The 18,149-nt window shown below is 31.1% G+C and carries 21 protein-coding genes; all 21 read right to left on the bottom strand.

Translation table 11 applies throughout. From position 1 onward, the window contains the following. Window positions 1-21: 21 nt before the first annotated feature. The 21 genes from tssD (EG348_RS10635) to EG348_RS10535 all read right to left on the bottom strand — a co-directional run bounded on the left by tssD (EG348_RS10635) (window position 22) and on the right by EG348_RS10535 (window position 18,145). Window positions 22-411, bottom strand: a complete 390-nt coding sequence (gene tssD, locus EG348_RS10635) for a type VI secretion system tube protein TssD (RefSeq protein ID WP_123983103.1) — start codon at window positions 409-411, stop codon at window positions 22-24. 227 nt (window positions 412-638) lie between these two features. Next, window positions 639-1,025, bottom strand: a complete 387-nt coding sequence (gene tssD / locus EG348_RS10630; protein ID WP_123983102.1) for a type VI secretion system tube protein TssD — start codon at window positions 1,023-1,025, stop codon at window positions 639-641. A 223-nt stretch (window positions 1,026-1,248) separates the two neighbouring features. After that, window positions 1,249-1,593, bottom strand: coding sequence for a type VI secretion system tube protein TssD (tssD, locus tag EG348_RS10625; protein ID WP_123983101.1), 345 nt, complete (start codon window positions 1,591-1,593; stop codon window positions 1,249-1,251). 166 nt (window positions 1,594-1,759) lie between these two features. Then, window positions 1,760-3,133, bottom strand: a complete 1,374-nt coding sequence (locus EG348_RS10620; protein ID WP_123983100.1) for a DUF5458 family protein — start codon at window positions 3,131-3,133, stop codon at window positions 1,760-1,762. Between the two features lie 26 nt (window positions 3,134-3,159). Beyond that, on the bottom strand, window positions 3,160-3,609 hold the full coding sequence (locus EG348_RS10615; RefSeq protein WP_123983099.1) for a hypothetical protein: 450 nt from the start codon (window positions 3,607-3,609) through the stop codon (window positions 3,160-3,162). A gap of 25 nt (window positions 3,610-3,634) precedes the next feature. Next, complete coding sequence (locus tag EG348_RS10610; protein WP_123983098.1) at window positions 3,635-5,461, bottom strand: type VI secretion system baseplate subunit TssF; 1,827 nt, start codon at window positions 5,459-5,461, stop codon at window positions 3,635-3,637. A gap of 4 nt (window positions 5,462-5,465) precedes the next feature. Continuing rightward, entirely contained in the window at window positions 5,466-5,894 is a 429-nt protein-coding gene (locus EG348_RS10605; RefSeq protein ID WP_123983097.1) for a GPW/gp25 family protein, read from the bottom strand. 21 nt (window positions 5,895-5,915) lie between these two features. After that, entirely contained in the window at window positions 5,916-6,614 is a 699-nt protein-coding gene (locus EG348_RS10600; RefSeq protein ID WP_123983096.1) for a hypothetical protein, read from the bottom strand. After that, window positions 6,611-7,180, bottom strand: a complete 570-nt coding sequence (locus EG348_RS10595) for a hypothetical protein (RefSeq protein ID WP_123983095.1) — start codon at window positions 7,178-7,180, stop codon at window positions 6,611-6,613. The genes EG348_RS10600 and EG348_RS10595 overlap by 4 nt, the downstream gene beginning before the upstream one ends. An 11-nt stretch (window positions 7,181-7,191) precedes the next feature. After that, complete coding sequence (gene tssO / locus EG348_RS10590; protein WP_123983094.1) at window positions 7,192-7,704, bottom strand: type VI secretion system TssO; 513 nt, start codon at window positions 7,702-7,704, stop codon at window positions 7,192-7,194. 20 nt (window positions 7,705-7,724) lie between these two features. Beyond that, entirely contained in the window at window positions 7,725-8,885 is a 1,161-nt protein-coding gene (locus EG348_RS10585; RefSeq protein WP_123983093.1) for a hypothetical protein, read from the bottom strand. Window positions 8,886-9,042: 157 nt separating this feature from the next. Beyond that, window positions 9,043-9,423 (bottom strand): hypothetical protein, encoded by a 381-nt coding sequence (locus EG348_RS10580; RefSeq protein ID WP_123983092.1) that lies wholly within the window; start codon window positions 9,421-9,423, stop codon window positions 9,043-9,045. A gap of 102 nt (window positions 9,424-9,525) precedes the next feature. Beyond that, complete coding sequence (locus tag EG348_RS10575; RefSeq protein ID WP_123983091.1) at window positions 9,526-10,071, bottom strand: hypothetical protein; 546 nt, start codon at window positions 10,069-10,071, stop codon at window positions 9,526-9,528. 56 nt (window positions 10,072-10,127) lie between these two features. Beyond that, window positions 10,128-11,000, bottom strand: a complete 873-nt coding sequence (locus EG348_RS10570; RefSeq protein WP_123983090.1) for a hypothetical protein — start codon at window positions 10,998-11,000, stop codon at window positions 10,128-10,130. After that, entirely contained in the window at window positions 10,997-11,806 is an 810-nt protein-coding gene (locus EG348_RS10565) for a hypothetical protein (RefSeq protein WP_123983089.1), read from the bottom strand. The genes EG348_RS10570 and EG348_RS10565 overlap by 4 nt, the downstream gene beginning before the upstream one ends. 20 nt (window positions 11,807-11,826) lie before the next feature. Continuing rightward, window positions 11,827-12,723, bottom strand: a complete 897-nt coding sequence (locus EG348_RS10560) for a hypothetical protein (protein WP_123983088.1) — start codon at window positions 12,721-12,723, stop codon at window positions 11,827-11,829. A gap of 36 nt (window positions 12,724-12,759) precedes the next feature. After that, a complete protein-coding gene (locus tag EG348_RS10555; RefSeq protein ID WP_123983087.1) occupies window positions 12,760-13,632 on the bottom strand; it encodes a hypothetical protein in 873 nt (290 codons plus the stop codon). Between the two features lie 5 nt (window positions 13,633-13,637). After that, window positions 13,638-15,812, bottom strand: a complete 2,175-nt coding sequence (locus tag EG348_RS10550) for an N-acetylmuramoyl-L-alanine amidase (RefSeq protein ID WP_123983086.1) — start codon at window positions 15,810-15,812, stop codon at window positions 13,638-13,640. A 21-nt stretch (window positions 15,813-15,833) separates the two neighbouring features. Next, window positions 15,834-16,316, bottom strand: a complete 483-nt coding sequence (locus EG348_RS10545; protein ID WP_123983085.1) for a DUF4280 domain-containing protein — start codon at window positions 16,314-16,316, stop codon at window positions 15,834-15,836. A gap of 15 nt (window positions 16,317-16,331) precedes the next feature. Then, on the bottom strand, window positions 16,332-17,135 hold the full coding sequence (locus EG348_RS10540) for a hypothetical protein (protein ID WP_123983084.1): 804 nt from the start codon (window positions 17,133-17,135) through the stop codon (window positions 16,332-16,334). Window positions 17,136-17,137: 2 nt separating this feature from the next. Further along, on the bottom strand, window positions 17,138-18,145 hold the full coding sequence (locus EG348_RS10535) for a TssN family type VI secretion system protein (protein WP_123983083.1): 1,008 nt from the start codon (window positions 18,143-18,145) through the stop codon (window positions 17,138-17,140). Between the last annotated feature and the right edge of the window lie 4 nt (window positions 18,146-18,149).

Below are 18,149 nucleotides of genomic sequence, written 5' to 3'. Positions count from 1 at the left end.
GATTACCTTTTACTTATAAAATTATTCTCTCCATGTTTTTTCGTGAATTGCTCCATTCAAATCAAACTTTTTTGCGATAAGATGAAGTTCTATTTGTAAAGGCTCCGTATTTTTAGATTCAAAATGTTCTGAAAATTTTATACAGTATGCTTTCTCAAAACTCAATTCCTGAAGTTTGCTCATCGCATCTCTTCTGTAATAGATTATTTTTCCGTTTTTGGTCTGATGATGATCCAGCATCCAGCCCAGTAATTCAGGATTTCCCGTACTTTCTATTCTGATGGTGATCTCACCTCCTTGGGGCATTCCCTGCGGTTTTCCCGTTCCGTCGGTCTGTTGCGTAAAACTATAATGACATTCAAGAACATTATACGTATTTCCGTCTAATTCTAATTTTGATAAAAATGACATATGTGTTTTTTTGTTATGAGTTGAAATTATAAATGATAAGTGATGAATGATAATTGATCAATAATAGATGCTTAGAATTTGCTCAGCATGACAAGCTAATACTAACCATTTAATTATTAATTAAGAAAAATATTCTCAATAATTAAATCATTGATCAATTATCATTAATCATTTATAAAAACAAGGAATGGGTAACAAGAAATTACCCATTACTTATTATTCATGAATTATACCCATTCGTTTTCATAAGCTCCCGAGCCTAATTCGATCTTTCTTGCAGAAATCGTAAAACTTTCTGTAAGTGGGTTAGCTCCTGTAGAATCGAAGTTTTCTCTATGCTTAACCAAATATCCTTCAGTGAATTTCAGTTCTTTCAATGTTGCATCGCTGTCACGTTTTATAAATACTACACTTCCGTCTTTTCTTTCAAAAGAATTTGTCATCCATTCGAAAAGGTCTGTAGATCCTGTACCTTCGATGACAACTTCAATTTTACCACCTCTCGTTACTGTAGAAGGTCTTCCAGTTGCATCTGTTTCCTGGAATAATCCGTAGCTTACATTGAGAACATTGTATTCTTTTCCTGCTACTTTTAATTTTGCTTTAAATGACATAATGAATTGTTTTTTTGTATTAAAATTTGTTTGTTAAATTGTGCTTTTTTCTCTTGGTTTTGGTAATCTTTTTCCATCATCAATATATTCCCTTGATATTCCGAATCGCTGGAAAACATAAGAAAACCGCCCTCAAGTATTTTGGTTGTATGCGTAAATAAAGGTTAATATTAAAGTGATATTACACCCATTCATTAACATGTTTCCCAGTCCCTAGCTGAATCTATTTAGCCGAAAGCGTGAACGTTTCTGTTAAAGGATTATCTCCGCTGGAATCGAAATTCTCACGATAATTAACAATGTAAGCTTCTTTGAATTTGAGTTCTTTCAATGTAGCATCTCCGTCACGTTTGTAGAATACAACGCTTCCATCCTTTCTTTCAAATGAATTGGTCATCCATTCGAATAGATCGGTTTCGCCCGTTCCTTCTACCGTGATCTCGATTTTCCCACCTCTGGTAACGGAAGATGGTCTTCCTGTAGGATCTGTTTCTTGTAGTAAGTCGTAATTAATCGACAATACATTGCGGTCCTTCCCCGCAACTTTTAGTTTTGTTTTAAATGACATAATAAATATATTTTTAATTTTAAGAATAAATAATACCAAATATGGAAATATATCTGTCGCTAAGATATAAATAATTTCCCACCGTGCAACTTTCCTATGTATTTTTCTAACATGACTAACAGAGAGTTACAAATAAAAACCTCTATTAGTCATACTTACAAGCAAATTATTTTTGCTCGTATTCAGTATCCCATTCGTTACCGTCATCACCCTTGTGGCCATCCATTTTAATAAGGAAGTTTTTAGCAGGGAAATAAGGTTTCATATGGATATCCAAATGGATTCTGTCTTTCTGTACAGGATCTTGTTCAAATCTTTTCACTTCAAAATTTTCGATCAGCTTTCCGGGACCTGTGATTGCATCAAGAAAACGAACCATCTGCCCCATGATTTCTTTTCTCGTAACTGCCGTAAAGTTTTCGAAAGCTCTTCTGTTTAAGAAATCCATCAACACTTTAGTTACATAATCGAAAACTCTTACCACAGAATACGTCTGAAGGCCTAAGTTATCTCCGTTGAATAAAGTCTTTCCAGAGAATGCCATCACTTTTCCGTATTCGTTGACCATAGGGATCAATCCAAGGTTTTCAAGATTCGCGATTTCACTTTTTTTAAGATCGAATTTTACTCCGTCGATTTCATTAATTCCGCCGAATTTTTTACCCGCAGTCACCTGAGACATCAACGTTTTGTAAATTTTACCGGCCAAAGCTCCTGAAGGTGGAATGAACAGATCTTCACTTTCATGAATTTCTTCAAATCTTCCTCTTCCAACTAACCAATTACAAGTCATTAAGACATTGGATCTGTAGATTTCGCCACCTGTAAGATATGCCTGATCAAACATTTCCATAACATCATCCGGTTCATCCAAATGTTCGAAATCTGTCACCAACATCACTTTATTTTCGTGCGCAATTTTAGCCCATTTTTCAACAACTTTATTAGATCCCAAATATCCAGGAATTACAAGAATTCCATAATTATTTTTAAGGTCTAATCTATCATAGTTATCAGAAAGCTCTGCATGAATAGAATCAATAAATCTTGTATTATCAAGATCTTTCAACTGCTCAAGATTAGCGTTGACAATTGTTATATTTTTAACTTTTTCAGCTTCTGTATTTTTATAGAACATTCCTACCGTTCTATAGTTGGCCTCCAATTCTCTGGTAACATCAACTGCTTTAGAAAGGTTTTTGGTTAATAATTCCTCAGCTTTTTTTCTCTGATCTTCACAGTCCGCCACCATATCTGTTAAAGATTCGCTCTTGCTGATTACTTCTGCCCAAAGCTGAAGCGTCTTTTTCAGCGTATCTCTTTCCTTTTCCTTGCTTTTTTCTGTTAAGAAAATTTTTCTTCTTGCTTTTCTGTCCGGATTAATGTTCTGTACTCCTTCAATAGAAGTTTCCAAAAGATCGAAACCTCCGTATCTTACTAATTTTTCTAAACTTTTTTCTACAGAAACTTTTCCTGTCTGTACTTTTTGCTGTTCCAATACCGGATTTTCAGCGTTTTGTGCTTGTGGTTTGTTTGACATAATTTTTTTCGTTTTTTTTGTGTTTTTTATTTATTTTCTTCTAATTCACTGATCAAAGACTGTAAAGTATCATATAATGCTTTCTTTGCATCAGCATCTTCTAGTGCAGCTTTTAAAATTTTATTTGATTTCAACTGCTTAATAATTTTTTGATACTGATCTTTTTCAGTTTCCAAACCTGAAAGAAAATTACTCTGCTCGGTAATTCCTTTCGTTCCGAAGTCTCCTAAATTCTTGAATCTAAGATTTTCCATTTTTACCGCTCCGTCGGCATCTTCAAAATCTACCTTAAATTCGGGTTTAAAATGTTCAAATACTTTGTCAATCGTACTAAGACCTTCTACAAGCTCAGGTTTTACAGGATCATCTGCTGTAAGTTTGTGAGCGATTATCGTTCTGTTTTGAGGGATCTCGGCGATGGCCTCATTTGCGTCGCGTGGAACTTCATTTCCACCAATTCCTTTGTTTGATAACATAAAATGTGTTTTAAATTGTTTATAATTATTTTTCGAAAATTCTGTATGGATATATATTTGCTGATTTTTCTTTCAGTTTCAGCAGGAAACTTTCACATAAATATTCCCATTCGGATGGTGCAATATTTTTTATAGCTTCACTATTCCGAACCAGATAAACATCTATCGTTCTGCTAAATCCTCCTTTTAATGAAACTTCTTTTTTAGTTCCTTTTTTTACCTCAATATCTTTAATTGTACTTTTAAAATGACTCATCCCAAAAGCTCTGATATCGGCAACCGTGACAATTCTTCCTCTTGTCAGAAGGGAATTTCTATATTCTAAAATCTTATCTTGTGATGACAAACTTTTTCTACCGCCAACGGAAGCTTTGATCATAATTGCCGATTTATCTAAAACTGAATTTTCAGATTCTTCAACAGAAAGTACGGTTCCAGGTTTAATGTCGTTTCCTTCTTCTGCCAACGTAAGCCAATACGAAATGGCACAGGCAATTTCCTTTTCCTGAGAATCAGCATTAATAATCAGATAGGGATTATTGGTTTGAGAAAAACTTTTTTCCTTGGCTAATTGATGCAGTGCCGCAATATTCTGACTGATCTGTCGTAAAGTTTCCTTCGCAGAATCACCGCCAATTCCTGCGAAAGCTGCAGTTTCATCTTTAATTAACTCCAACATATACTGCAAAAGTTCGGAAGCACTTCTTTGATCAAATCTTGAAATTCCGCCTTTTCTTAGAACGGCAGAAATATTTTCAGATTCTGCATTATAATTTTTAACATCAAATCTTCGTCCTGTCTCATCCGTCACAAAGTCCAGATCCAAAAAGCTGTTTTCTGAAATGATCGGGATAATATTAAGCCTTCCCGTCACTCTGTGAAACGATCTGGAATTATTCATATTAACAGCCGGAATACAGTTCAGAGAAATGTGAACATTCTCTAAAATATCTCCAACAATCGCTTCCGAAAATTTGAATTTCAACCAAATCAAATTATCATCTTCACCCAGTTTTGTATTTTTAAAATAGCGGGTAAATAATTCTACATTTTCCGGCTTTTCATCATGCTTCAAATTATCTTTTAATGTAAAATAATTGGAAAAATAATACTGATTTACGTCTGTATAAATCTGCTCGAGATCCGAATAATTCTTTGTAATAATATTATCCAGATTAAGATTTTGATTGTCTACATTATATCCCTCCTGCAGGCTAATTTCCTGATCTCCGAAATATACTTTTACCTGCTTTAAATAATAGAAAAACAGCTCTTTCTGATAATTATTATTGATATCAATATAGAGCATAAGCTGATCAAGATCTTCCTTATTGGGGCATCGAATTCCAAACCATAATTCTCCGGGCGGAAGATGGGTTTCACTTTTCGCAATGGTATCACTGAAAAAGAAACTTTCAATATGGTTCAGTGTATTTCCGTAAGCAATATATTCTGCTTTTGCTGTTGTTAAAGTAGCTTCTAAAGTGGGTGTAAAATATACATCTTTACTAAGGCTTTCAGTCGGATTATACACATTATGAATCCTTTTGGAGGTTTTAAAATGATTATAAAGTGATACTTTGACATTATTTTCCAGAGGTGTCACCTGCAGTAATGTCCTTGCCGGAATTACGCCTGAAACCTCTTCCGGAAACATGATTTCCAAAACGCGTTCAATAATTCTTGATCTCGAACTTTCAAGCTCAAAACCTAGTTTCTCCAATTCGGATGCACAAGCCGATAGCAGCAAACTTACAATCGGGTCGAATGAAGTTTCTGCTTCGAGTTCATTATAGCCCCAAAGTCTGGCAGCACGCCGTAATATTCTGTCTTTTATACGTTCCTGATTCATAAATTTAATATGATAATGGTCCTACGAAAAAAGAATTCTGAAATAAAAAAGGACGGTTTGTTTCCAAGACAAGGCCTTTAACGCCAATGTTAACACGTTTTTTCATTCTTTTTTTTCCTAATCCACCAATATTATGGTCATCGATATATATTTCAACATCTCTTAGTTCAAGTCTTTTTTCGTGCATCGCAATTGCTTTTTTCAAAGAATTCCCGATGAATTCCTTTAATATATTGTCACTTTTCAGAAGGTCGAAATCCATTTCCCAAATCTCCGAACCGAATGATTCATCGAACTTACATTCACCCAAAGATGTTGTGGCAATAAGAAATATCTGTTGAGCAATAGAATTGTCGATCGATATTTTTTCTGTGTCTTTTTTTTCTACTAAAGCTCCAAAATCAATTGGTATTTTATAATAAATCCCTTTCATACTTGCGCAATTTGTGTTTGTTTATAAATATATCAACCTGCTTACATTTCCTTTTTCATCAAATTCAAAATTCTTCGGAATTTTCTTCCTTTTTATGATTTGAAGCTCAACTTTTGGAGTGAGTTTCAATAATTTTTCTCTGTATAAAATATTTCCAATGAAGCTCATTCCATCGTGATTATCAACAATTATAAAATATTGTAAAATATCTTCCGGCTTTTCAAATTCATTAATCTTTCCGGCATGCAGCATTACATTTTTTCCGTTTCCTGATAATTTGTAAGTAAGATTTTCTTCAGATAAACTTCTGTACCTTGAAAGATCAAACTTTTCTATACTCTCCAAATTGGGTTCAAAAGGAATATTTTCATATAAAAAAGACGTTTTATCAAATCTTTTAAATCCGAAAAAGGATAGAAAACTCTTTTTGGTTTTTGATGTTACAAAACTTAACGTATCACGTGTAACCTGATAAGCTTCTGTTTCATTGGTTTTATCATCTGTAATTGTTAATTTGTAGGTAGGAATCTCAACTTCTTTATTTCCTATTTTCAACTGAATTTTCCCAACTTCCTGATCCGAAATTATTATTGTAATCTTATATTTTCTGAGCTCAGAATCTGTTCTCACAATAATTTCTCCATCACCTTTTGCATAGGATGATGAATGAGAATCTTTTACGATTCCTAAATTCAGATTAAGTTCAGGAAGAGGACTCATTCTTTCGTATTCTTTTGTTTTTTAATTTTTACCTCATCTGTCTTTTTAACTTTATAGGAAGACAGGCAATCAGTCTGATTATCAATATTATAATTATCAATATCGCTTACATAATATTCATAATTCTTTTCGTAGGTATATACTTTAATTAGAGTGATTTCATTTGCTTTTAATTTCTCTAACTCTTTCTTTTTTAATTGCTTTGCAAAAAAGCCTTCACAATTCAGAGGATATTCATTTTTAAGGGTAATTACTTCACCGGATTTAAAATAGATATCCACATTTTTATCTTTCTTGATGCAGACATTATTAGCCAAAATATGGATATACATAAATATTTTATTGTTTCTTTTCCCTAGCTGTAACGTACTGTAACTGTATTCTTCATTATTTGCTCTCAAATGCAAAGCCGATGTGCTTGCAAAAAATTTCTTGTCCAGTTTTTGTTTGGTCTGCACGATCTCGCAATCGAAACTTACGTATGCAGAATCAGAAGAAGCTTTCTGTGCCTTTGAGAAAAACACCGAAAACAGCAGACTTAGAAAAATGATTTTATATATTTTCATAACAAATCTTGTTATTGTGCCTGATAAAGCTGTCTGCAGACTTCCAAGTCGGTTTTCATTTTATCATATTCATCTTTCAGTGTTTTGTTGATCGAGCTTAGACTATCCATTGTCATCTGATTTCCTGAGAGTTGCTTGATCTGTTTTTTAGCATCAATCAAATCTTTATACCCAATGATGGTATTATTGTATAGAACTTTATTCTTCAATGTATCTTTGGGAAGTTTGCTATACATTTCCGCAAGCATTGAGAGTGCCAGTTTTTCATTGAAAAAATCATTCTGCTTCGGCACTCCGATTGAATCTGTTGCTGCCTTTACTTTTTCTAACTGAAAGGAAAAACTATCCTGAATTTCCATTTCTTTTTTCATTTTGGCATTTTCGGATTTTAATAAACTATTTTCTTTAAAAGGGAAATAAGCATTAAAAAGTATCGCCGTTATCAACACAACAACCGTGATGATAAAGAATAATATGAATAGTGAAAAAGCCTTTGAACGCTCTCTTTTATTAAGGACCTCCATAAATTTGTGTTTTAATTAAATTAATCTGCCAAGAAAGTTCTACTACGTTTTGCATGAATTACAGAATCTCTGTCATCCGTATTTTCTGAAACGAAGATACTTCCGTCACGTTTTTTACCGATGTAATCAAGTCTGCTGAGAACTGAATACAACTCTTCCAGTGTTTTCATAAATCGTTCAATCTTGGCAATTGTAATATCCATCTGGTTGTGATTATATTCTGCGTTGATGACATCAGAAAAAATCATTTCAAAATTTCCCTGACTTACGTTGCACCATTCTGCAAAATAATTCAGCAATTCTTCTTTTCCAGCTCCAGATCTTGCGTCTATAAAATTTTTCAACGTTCTTGCCAATGCTACAACAGATAAAAACATATTGGCAGGTTCTGTATGTGGAGACATCCATCTGAATCTGTTGATTTCTTTGCCTAAATAATTCAGCGTTTTGTCTGTCATTAATTCCATCATTAAGGCTAATGCGTTAGACTGTTTTTTGCCATAAATCTTTTGAGCAATCTGAACCGAATACAATTCGATCTGTCCATAAAAACGATCAATCTCCAAATACAATTCCTGCAGTTTTTTATGGCTGGCAACATACACGGAAGGCGGAATATAATTTTCATCGATCCTTGATTCATTGGCATTGACAAGGATTTTTCCGATTGTAAGATAATTGGTTCCGAAACCTGAAATATTTTTAAGTTCTGCCTCCTGAATCAAATTCAGTGAATATTCCGGCTGTGTGTAAGGATATCTTGGCGGATTTTCATCCGGATCCGGCTCTCCGAAAGGCGTTCTTTTAAAATTATTGACCGAAAGACAAGCAAAAAGAACCAAGATTTCATTGTCTTTTATCTCATAAGCCGCCTCAGGATAAGGTAATGAAAGGGAAATAGAATCTGCTGTTCCACTTCCGATATCAATCCTTGATCCGTTGGGAGTAATGGCATAACACTGCTCTACTCTTATTCTTAATAATTTATGATTATCAATGATCAAATTCATTTTTATGGAATCATTTACAGGCAACAACCCGTAGTTGATCATTGATGTGTGAATCCCTACCGAGTCTCTTACAGAATCACTTATAAAATCCTGAACCGCATTGAAATGCGTTTTATTAATCTTCATCCCATCGATCCAATTTACGGGGAAGTGGTTTAATTTTTCTATCATTGTTTTGTTTTATTTATTGGCGTTTAATTTTGCTGATTTTCACTTTTTATATCAAATATTTCATTCATAATCCCAATTATCATCTCCTCGATACACATTATCTAGATTTAAATTTTTAAGATATGCTTTATTCGAAACTTCTTTTGTAGTCCATTCATTATCTCCTGTTTTTATATGCAATTTTCTTCTTATTTAGATTTATACTGTCAGAAAGTATGATCTTTTTTTTCCATTTTTTATTTTGGAAAGTCCATAATAAATCATCTTTTTTTTCTAAAAACCAAGTATCATTTTGCTTTATTATATTTTCACCTTCTATAAAATAATAACCAGTCGTATTTATAACATATCTATTATTACCATTCTTAATATCTTTAATTATATAATTTGCTCCTTCTTGTGGATCATAAAAATAAAATTCATTTTGTTTAAAGTGAATACTAGGATATCCTTCATCACATCTGTTATAAACGGTATATATACTATCAGTTTTATTTACTCCTAAAAATGTTATATTTTTAAGATTTACTTCTTTCACTTTTATGTTTCTTATCTCAACATCCTTATCTTGTCCTTTGTAATTTGTAAGGAGAATTGACACTATGATTATTAAGACTTTAATCATTACATTTTTTCAACATTAAATCTTTATCACTGCTTTCTTGATTAAATTCACATTCCGCCATTTCTCTTTTATTAGTTTTATTATTATAGAAGCCATACCAATAAAATTTATCGTATTGTCATCAATGACTTTTATATAAGCAATAGGTTTATCATTTAAATACTGCTTCCAATCTAGTTTAATTCCATAAGTTCCCAAATCTTCAGGTATTTGTTTTAGTTTATAAGCAATTCCTTTTTCAAAATCATATCTTTTTGTTTCGGTCATTTCAATATATATTTGATTTGAGAGGACAACCAATGATGCATTTTTATTCTGAACAGTCAGACTACCAACCCCCTCTCCACAGCTCATTTTCCACCGACCATTTACAGAATAATCTATTGAGTTACTAACCTCATCACCATCATCACAATTATTTTCTTTTATTGTTTTAATTTCATTTGTTGTACTATTTTTAACACTTATAGTATCTAGATTTACTTTATTACTAGTTTCTAAATTTTTATTGCAACTTATTGAGATAAGTAGAACAATTACTAAGAATATTATTTTTTTCATTTTTATTTAAAATATTAATGAATAGCTTTTAAAACAAATTCCTCTCATCTTTTATTTTATTTATTACATCTTTCTAATACAATTGGATTTTTATCTTTATTGAAAGGATTTTCTAAGAAATCCTTTTGTTTTTTCTTTAGATTATAAAACCCTAACCATTTAAATTCTAAATGATTGTTATCAATTACTTTAATTTCAGCAATTTCATCTTTCATTGAAAAATTATTCCAATCTAAATCCTTATTTTCACCTGATACTCCGGTAAGAAAATTATATTGTATCCCGTAAATATTTCCGTTTTTTTTAGAAGTTGTAGAAATAGATACCCATTTATTTTTAGGAGTATAAAAATTAAATTGTCCTTCATCATCTATAAAATAATAACTAGGTTTTGACTCGGAACATTTACCATATTGATAATTACCTGAAATTATTTTAGCATTGACTGAATCTTTATTTATAATATTATTTTGAGCCTCAATATATGTTTCATCTTCGTTTATATAATTTAAAATACTTGCTATATCATTAACTTGTATATCATATATTTTAAAATTTTCTTCTACTTTTAAATAAGTACAGTTTAGTGATTTATCATAACTATTTTTAATGCACATTTTAAATAAATCATCTTTAACATGATTAATATCAATTGACTTCTGCCAGTTGGAATCTACATCTTGAGCATTTATGACTGGATCATAATCCATATTTATTTTTTTAAGTTTTTCATATAGCTGACTTGTCATATATTTTCGCTTAATTAAATCAAGATCATTTTCACTTGTATTATCTACGTTTTCCATTGCAGAAAAATAAAGGCTATAAAATTTATTTAATTCTTTTATTTTTTTGTCATTTTGCCCTTTGCAATCTTGCAAACTAATAAGCGTTAAAAGAAAAATTATATGTTTCATTAATTTTCTCATTTTATTTTTTTTAGCTTATACTTTTGTTTTTTTTCATCATTTAAATTGATGTCAATATATGGGCTTTGCAAAACATAGTCTTTTCCATCAAAACCAATGATTCCAAAATCTTTAGTTTTTTGTAAATGAATTTCATTTTCTGTATTGTCTAATGCTTTTAAAAAATTTAGAGTTATCGTTTTTTTATTGTTTTTAGATGATAACATATAGTATTCATATAATTGAAAACCCTCAGCCAAATACGTGATTGAATCCTTTGAAATAGTCAATTTTATTTCGTGGATATTTCTCCAATCATCTGAATCTTCGTTTATAGAAAATGAATAAACTCCATTCCAAATATTGGATTTCCTTAAAGTAGTTTTAAATAAAACTGTAGTATAACTATTAAATATTTTTTGTAATCTTTCTTTTGTTTTAGATGATGTAAAAAGGGTTTCTTTTGTGTGTGATTTGATTTTGGGATTTGGATTAACATAAATAGGTTCATTATATCTATATGTATTACACTCTCCTGTTTTTAGTTTTTTGTTAAAAATAAATTTATATGTTGATTTACCCGTTTCCCCTAATACCTCACTTTCTATTATAGAATCTTGTGTAGTATTATTTATTGAAAATTTAACATCTTCACCTTCAGAAGAGTTTACAAAAAGGATAGTATCTTTTATCAGTTTTATCGAATCTGTCCTAATTTCATCTGTATTTGAGTTGAATACTGCTTGTTTAAGTCTGTTGTTTTTCTTACATGAAAGCGAAATGAGAATTAAAGCAAGCAAACATATACTATTGATTGTATTTTTCATATAATTTGAAAAATTTATTTCTATTGCAGTTTTATTGGAATATCCAGTTTAAAACTAGACGTATTATCGTCCCAAACGTTTACTATAGGAGATTGGATAAATTTCTTCCCTTTTTGATTAGATAATTTAAGTATTAAATCACCATCACGAAGTTTATCAATTAATTCTGTGTCGAATCCATCACAGTTTGTATTTTCAGCATTGTAATATAAGTAAAGGTCATTATTAAATATATAAGGACTACAATATATTTCACAGCCAGGTAATTCTCCTTGATAAAAAGTGATTTTATTATTATTAATGCTTAAAGTGTATTTTTTGTATTGTTGTTCATAATTATTATTGTCAAATGTAAATGTTCCTAACCATTTTGAAATATCAACTTTTTTATTTTTTAAATTAGCCTTTATTTGATTTAGTTTCGTATTATAATTTTCATCATCATCTTCTGTCAAGTTTCTAATAAAGTATGATTCTACTTTTGAGGTTTCTTGAGAATTAAAAGTTAGAAATTTTCTATTTTCAGCTTTATCTATTAAATATAAATAGGACATTCCATTTATTTTCAATTCATAAGATTTTCCATTTATTTTTAAGTCTGAATTAATCCAAAATGGAGTTTCAGGCTCAATAGTATTTCTGAACTCAGAATATTTTCCTTCTTTGGCATAATGTAATATTTTTTTTATACTTTTTTCATCCAAATCCTTCCATGTCGTACATAATAAATAGTCATAAATATTATGCTCGATATTGACATCACAATCTTTTTTAATATTGCTAATAATCGTATCTGAAGTAATTAACTTTTGTTTTTCAACACTTGGTTTTACAGGATTATCTTTACAATTGTAAAAAATAAACATGCATGAAATTATTAGATAGACTATTTTATTTAATCGCATTCCCATTTTCATCAAATTTTGTTTTCATATAATCTTCGGCTTTATAGTCTACTTATAGTCACCATTATTCTTAGACTCTAAAGCATCTATATCAAGATTTTCAAGATTTGTCTTATTTGAAATTTCTTTTGTAGTCCATTCATTATATCCTGTTTTTGCACTTATTCCAAAGTTTGCAACAAATAGTTTTTCAATATAAAATTCTTTGTTTTTAAATAAAACAGGAATAGTAACTTTTCTAAAAACATTATCATATTGATCTTTATTTTCAATTTTAATATTAAATATTTGCCCATATTTGACTTGTAGATCTAGTAACATAGAGTCGCAATAGAATAGTTTGCTGAAAAATAAATTTCCATTTTTATACATTTCCATTTTAAACTCTTGTTGTTGTTCAGTGTTCTGTTTAATAATTATAGAATCACTTATTTTATCATTATCAAAATCAACTTTATATGTATTTTTTACTTTATAATTTGAATCATTGACAATTTCTGCTTCGTCATTCATATCTTCTTTTGGAAGTAAAAAATATTTTTTGCATTTAGGATCATCACAACCTAAAATTGTAATTTTTGAACCATCTGTAATCTGTAAATGAGAACCACCATTTATAAATAAATTAACTTTCTTTCCTTTTAGATTAAAACCCTTAACATCAATATTACAAGGAATTACAGGATAGGCATAATGTACTTCCTGAGCATCAATTTCTTTAGAGAAACTAATTATTGATAAAATATCGCTTTTTGTTAAAGACCATTTTTTTTCTCTTTCAGTTGTTTTCTGACCTGTGGAATATTCTCCTTCACATTTAGCTTTATAAACCTCAGGCTTTTGCTTTTCTTCTTTATCCTGCCCTTTACATGAACTAAAAATGTATAATGGCATTAATAAGATTAAAATTATATTTTTCATAAATTTTATTTTAAATACTCTTTAATTGCATCGAAAACAATTTGTCCCTCTCCTTTTTCTTTGGGAGCTAAATGTTCATGACAATCAATTTTGCTTATATCTAGACTATAATAATTTAATAACGCCTTAACAAGACATGCAACTGATTTCGCTTGCTTTTCAGTTAAATTTTCCCATCCGGCAACTGGGTTTTGGCCTTTCAAGCCTAATGTTGGTTTACCATCTTTATCAATTGCAAAACCAACGACCTCAATTCCTACAGATTTTGAGTTCCATCCTGCACAATGCCATGTAACTTTTGTTAAATTTGCAGTTTGAGTTATAACTCCATCTTTGCCTACTATAAAATGTGTTCCATAATGATCAATCCCTCCACTCTTGTTTTTTCTTCCATTCTTAAAAGCATTTTTACAAGCTTGTGTTGTACCTCCTGCTGTCCTATGTAAAACTATTTTTTGAATACTTGTTTTTGGATCTTTGAATAAACCATGTTCAATAATACTAATATGATCTTTTATAACCTTTGAATGATTTATAAAGCCATCTTCAAACTTAAATGCGGTAGTACATATACAATCATCTGAACCACTTGGACATAAATTATTTTCATTTGGGGTTTCTTTTTCATTTAAACTACAACAATTTTGAGGATACTTAAAAACAACCTTTAATGCATTAACTGCGTTGACTCTTTGATTATATCCATTTATAGAGGATGATTTTGTCGCATTAGGTTTATTAACTAATCTTGAAGTATCAAAAACACTATCTTTATCAGCAAATGGATTTATATTTCCTTTATCATTATATCTCCAATACCATCCACTAGATTTAGCCGCAATTTCAATATTTGTAGAAACCAGTTCTGGGTTATTTACAACGTCAAATTTTGAATCTTCTTTAAATTTTTGGTAGTTTCCTTTCAACGTTAGATGGATAAATCCTCTTCCTCTGTATGGATCATACCAAAATTTATCATCCTTACCTCCTTCCACACTTCTCATAAAAGCGCCTGTTTCATGATAACATTGTGCAAGAAAGTGGATTTTTCTAATACAAGATGTTATCTCATATTTTTCGAACGTACTTTTTAATACTTCTGCAAATTTAGCATAGGATTTATCATTAAATTTTTCATGTCCTCCTGTGAAAAGTAAATCTTTATTCCATTTGTAAAAATTTTCACCCGCATCATCATAGGTTGCTTTTCTCATTGCAATTACCATTTCTCTTAAAGTTTCGGGTGTAATTTCTTTATTACAAAAACATTCACATTCTTTATTTTCTTTCTTCTTCTCATCAGGTTTAGCAACCGTTGCCACTTTCTCCCCAGTATTCACAGGAGGATTTGTTCCCGGTTGCTTCTTGTATTTTCCTATAATAACAACCTCTTCAATCACAATCCCCTCATAAATTTTTTCGGTATCAACACCACTGCTTACCGTCTGTACTTTCACATAATCAGGATTTTGTACATCTACATTTTTACTTACCGATTTATGTTCGGCGGTTTCCACGACTACATAATATTCATGGAGCTTGTCGTGGCTGCCATCCATAACGGCATTGGCAATTTTAGCAAAATCAATATTCAGTTTAAACTCATGCACTAGAAAACCTTTTTTATTCAGAAGTTTTTTGATGTAGGCTACCCTATTGTTTTTATTCTTTGGACTGTCTCCACCACCCTGAGCATCATCTTCGTAGAGACTTAACTTCATCATTTCATTCTGCATATTCTGGGTGTAGACTTTCACTTTTATGGTCTGACCATACTTCATAACCGTATCGTCCTTGATAGGAGTATCATCTACTTTGAAAAGATCCACGCGTGTGATTTTCTTCTCAATCCCTGGCAGAACTTTGATCCTTAATCCCGGTGGAATACGCTTTTCGGGCTCATAAATATAAGCTTCCAACATCAGTTCACTCCCAACCAACGATTGATTGGTTACTATAACCGGAACGCGGTACCCTATTTTGGGAGGAGTTCCGGCTTTGGGTGTCAGTTCGCGCCAATTACCATGATGCTTAAAATCTAAAGCATACAATTTCCATCTTGCGGCGTCTACTTTCTTTTTATCATCAAGATCGTATATTCGGCTTACTTCATAATAAGCCGTCTCACCAAGACGAATCTCGGAAGGACCTTTTATCTTCGAAATACCTTTTTTGCTCATCGTGTTTTTGTGTTGTAAGATTTACATATAATCTGCTTCCTCTTCTTCCATTTCCATATCATCTGCCATCTCTTTAAAATCAAAAAACGGACATATTTCTACCAAAACATCATTGTCTGCATTTTTGAAATTCTGAGAAGTGACCTCACTTGTCTGTCCGTGGTTAATGATGTCTATACAATCTTTTCCACCTATGGGACAAGTAGCCTTGCTGTCTTCCAGCAAAACTTTTCCTTTATTATCTTCTATTACTATCTTTTCGTAATATCCGCTCCACTCTGTTACTACAGCCTGACAAGGATTATTATTCATTTTTGCACAGCTTCCGAAAGTATTTTTTTCAAAGGTTTTCCCGATGTCTTTGTGGGTAGCCGTTAATTTTTCTTTTCCATATTTGTCATTGATATAGCGTTTGCTTTGGGTTTTCACCTTCAGCTTGTCCGGCGCAGTTCCGAACTTACATTTGCAGGTTGCTCCCTGACATACTAAATGTTTTTCGCTCATCTTATTTTGTATTTTTTATAATTGATACAGTTCAAAATTGATCAACCTTACCTTTTTTTCATCTTTACTTTGTAAGCTGATTTCCGCATGTATTGAGAAAATAGAACCATCCTCTTTATTAAATTGATAGGTTAATTCTACTTTTCCGATGAAGTTCTCTTCATCTGATTCTGCAATTTTTCTATTATTGATAATTTGCTCAAAACTTCTCGGATCGATACATTTTCCTGAAATTTTCATCATTACTTTTCCTTCTTCAGATAGATTAGAATCAATAATCTGAATATTGTATTTTACTTTATTTTTAAAAGGAAAAACGGGCAGATACAAATCAAAATCAGTGTTTTCTTCCTTTATATAATCCCGAAACGGCAAAAAATAAAGGCGATAAAAAAAACTATTCAGAATCCTGTTTTGTATTATATTTTTTGATTCTAATTCATCTTCTATATTTTTTATAAGTCCTTGTGCTAATTTTCCTTTATAATATTCTACAAGCTTCGGTTTCAGACTTTTCCAACGTTTTCTAATTTCATCCAAATTACTGATATGCTTCAAATTACCGTTTTCCAAAGTTTCCACTTCCAACGGAAAAAATATATTTCCAATTTTTTCTGAAATCTGTTCTATAACAAGATCCGGAGCTTTATCATTGATCAATATATTCTTTCGTCTAATAGAATACTCAAAAGGTTCAAGTCTTTCAATTTCAGTAACAAAGGTGATTTTACTTTTCTCAAAATCATCTTCAAAAAGTGTCTGCACAATACCATATTCTTTACGGAAAGGATATTTTTTCTCTAAAATTTGCTGAACCATTCTTATTGATTTTGATCTATTACTTCTACCTCTTCTTCTTTCTTAGCATTTCTTTTTCTTTCATCTTCCCTTGTAAATTCGTAGTCAGTTTCTTTAATTTTTTCTCCTTCATCAGCCATTACCTGTTCTGTTCTCAGACAAAAAACAACGCTGTTTTCTTCAATTCCGTTCATGTAAAGAGTAAGATCAGGGTCAACATATTTGGTAGCTTCATACCATTTTGGCTGCAGAAAAAATACCCAATTAAACAATCCGTTTTGATCTTCAATCTGAATCTGACCTCCCGGATGTTTATCATTATAATCTAAAACGAAATTATAGAAAAGCCTTCCGAAGTCTACTCGTGTCGGTCCTTTTGCTCGATAAACACTGTATTTTTTTGCATTTTTATCTTTATCCATTAAAAATGTAAATACGACCATATCTCTCATTTCTTCATCACTAAGCCCGTTATCATCCATATAATTTTGTGGAAATTTCCAAGTTTTATAAATTTTTGGAGGGATAGACATCGCTCTGTTGAATGTATCATTCAAAAATGTCGGAATAAAGAATATAATAAAGTGCCCAAGCATCAGATAAACAAAATCCGATGAATTCAGGAAAGTATATATTAATGAAAACGGAATCAGGGCGTACAAAACAGCTATCATAGCAAAAAGATATTCTGTTCCTATCTTTTGAGAATCAAATTTGTTGAAAATATCTCTGTAAAGAATACAATGGATAATCCCCATAATTAATGAAGAGAACTGATAAAAAATAAATTCATATAAATTATCATTAGAAAAAAGTTTATTATACCCAAGCAGCGCCACAGTAGCATATACAAAAGCAAAAGAAAACAGATAGGTGTAAAATTTACCTTTATATTTTTGTTTGAATGAGGGTACTTTCTGACCAAAAACCATGGTCAGGATTATACATAAAGCCAAAACGATGAATAACATCACCAAAAGTTTTGGGTCTAAGAGATTAATAAAATATTTTTTTATGCTTATCTGTGTCATATCA

The sequence above is a fragment of the Chryseobacterium sp. G0201 genome (assembly GCF_003815655.1).
GTDB lineage: Bacteria > Bacteroidota > Bacteroidia > Flavobacteriales > Weeksellaceae > Chryseobacterium.
Note: the sequence above shows the minus strand (reverse complement) of the source record. Positions and strands in the feature narration are given on the sequence as shown.

What these genes read in the sequence shown, in the direction of transcription:
- tssD (WP_123983103.1), bottom strand. Translation starts at nt 411, where the DNA reads ATGTCATTTTTATCAAAATTAGAATTAGACGGAAATACGTATAATGTT.
- tssD (WP_123983102.1), bottom strand. Translation starts at nt 1,025, where the DNA reads ATGTCATTTAAAGCAAAATTAAAAGTAGCAGGAAAAGAATACAATGTT.
- tssD (WP_123983101.1), bottom strand. Translation starts at nt 1,593, where the DNA reads ATGTCATTTAAAACAAAACTAAAAGTTGCGGGGAAGGACCGCAATGTA.
- EG348_RS10620 (WP_123983100.1), bottom strand. Translation starts at nt 3,133, where the DNA reads ATGTCAAACAAACCACAAGCACAAAACGCTGAAAATCCGGTATTGGAA.
- EG348_RS10615 (WP_123983099.1), bottom strand. Translation starts at nt 3,609, where the DNA reads ATGTTATCAAACAAAGGAATTGGTGGAAATGAAGTTCCACGCGACGCA.
- EG348_RS10610 (WP_123983098.1), bottom strand. Translation starts at nt 5,461, where the DNA reads ATGAATCAGGAACGTATAAAAGACAGAATATTACGGCGTGCTGCCAGA.
- EG348_RS10605 (WP_123983097.1), bottom strand. Translation starts at nt 5,894, where the DNA reads ATGAAAGGGATTTATTATAAAATACCAATTGATTTTGGAGCTTTAGTA.
- EG348_RS10600 (WP_123983096.1), bottom strand. Translation starts at nt 6,614, where the DNA reads ATGAGTCCTCTTCCTGAACTTAATCTGAATTTAGGAATCGTAAAAGAT.
- EG348_RS10595 (WP_123983095.1), bottom strand. Translation starts at nt 7,180, where the DNA reads ATGAAAATATATAAAATCATTTTTCTAAGTCTGCTGTTTTCGGTGTTT.
- tssO (WP_123983094.1), bottom strand. Translation starts at nt 7,704, where the DNA reads ATGGAGGTCCTTAATAAAAGAGAGCGTTCAAAGGCTTTTTCACTATTC.
- EG348_RS10585 (WP_123983093.1), bottom strand. Translation starts at nt 8,885, where the DNA reads ATGATAGAAAAATTAAACCACTTCCCCGTAAATTGGATCGATGGGATG.
- EG348_RS10575 (WP_123983091.1), bottom strand. Translation starts at nt 10,071, where the DNA reads ATGAAAAAAATAATATTCTTAGTAATTGTTCTACTTATCTCAATAAGT.
- EG348_RS10570 (WP_123983090.1), bottom strand. Translation starts at nt 11,000, where the DNA reads ATGAGAAAATTAATGAAACATATAATTTTTCTTTTAACGCTTATTAGT.
- EG348_RS10565 (WP_123983089.1), bottom strand. Translation starts at nt 11,806, where the DNA reads ATGAAAAATACAATCAATAGTATATGTTTGCTTGCTTTAATTCTCATT.
- EG348_RS10560 (WP_123983088.1), bottom strand. Translation starts at nt 12,723, where the DNA reads ATGAAAATGGGAATGCGATTAAATAAAATAGTCTATCTAATAATTTCA.
- EG348_RS10555 (WP_123983087.1), bottom strand. Translation starts at nt 13,632, where the DNA reads ATGAAAAATATAATTTTAATCTTATTAATGCCATTATACATTTTTAGT.
- EG348_RS10550 (WP_123983086.1), bottom strand. Translation starts at nt 15,812, where the DNA reads ATGAGCAAAAAAGGTATTTCGAAGATAAAAGGTCCTTCCGAGATTCGT.
- EG348_RS10545 (WP_123983085.1), bottom strand. Translation starts at nt 16,316, where the DNA reads ATGAGCGAAAAACATTTAGTATGTCAGGGAGCAACCTGCAAATGTAAG.
- EG348_RS10540 (WP_123983084.1), bottom strand. Translation starts at nt 17,135, where the DNA reads ATGGTTCAGCAAATTTTAGAGAAAAAATATCCTTTCCGTAAAGAATAT.
- EG348_RS10535 (WP_123983083.1), bottom strand. Translation starts at nt 18,145, where the DNA reads ATGACACAGATAAGCATAAAAAAATATTTTATTAATCTCTTAGACCCA.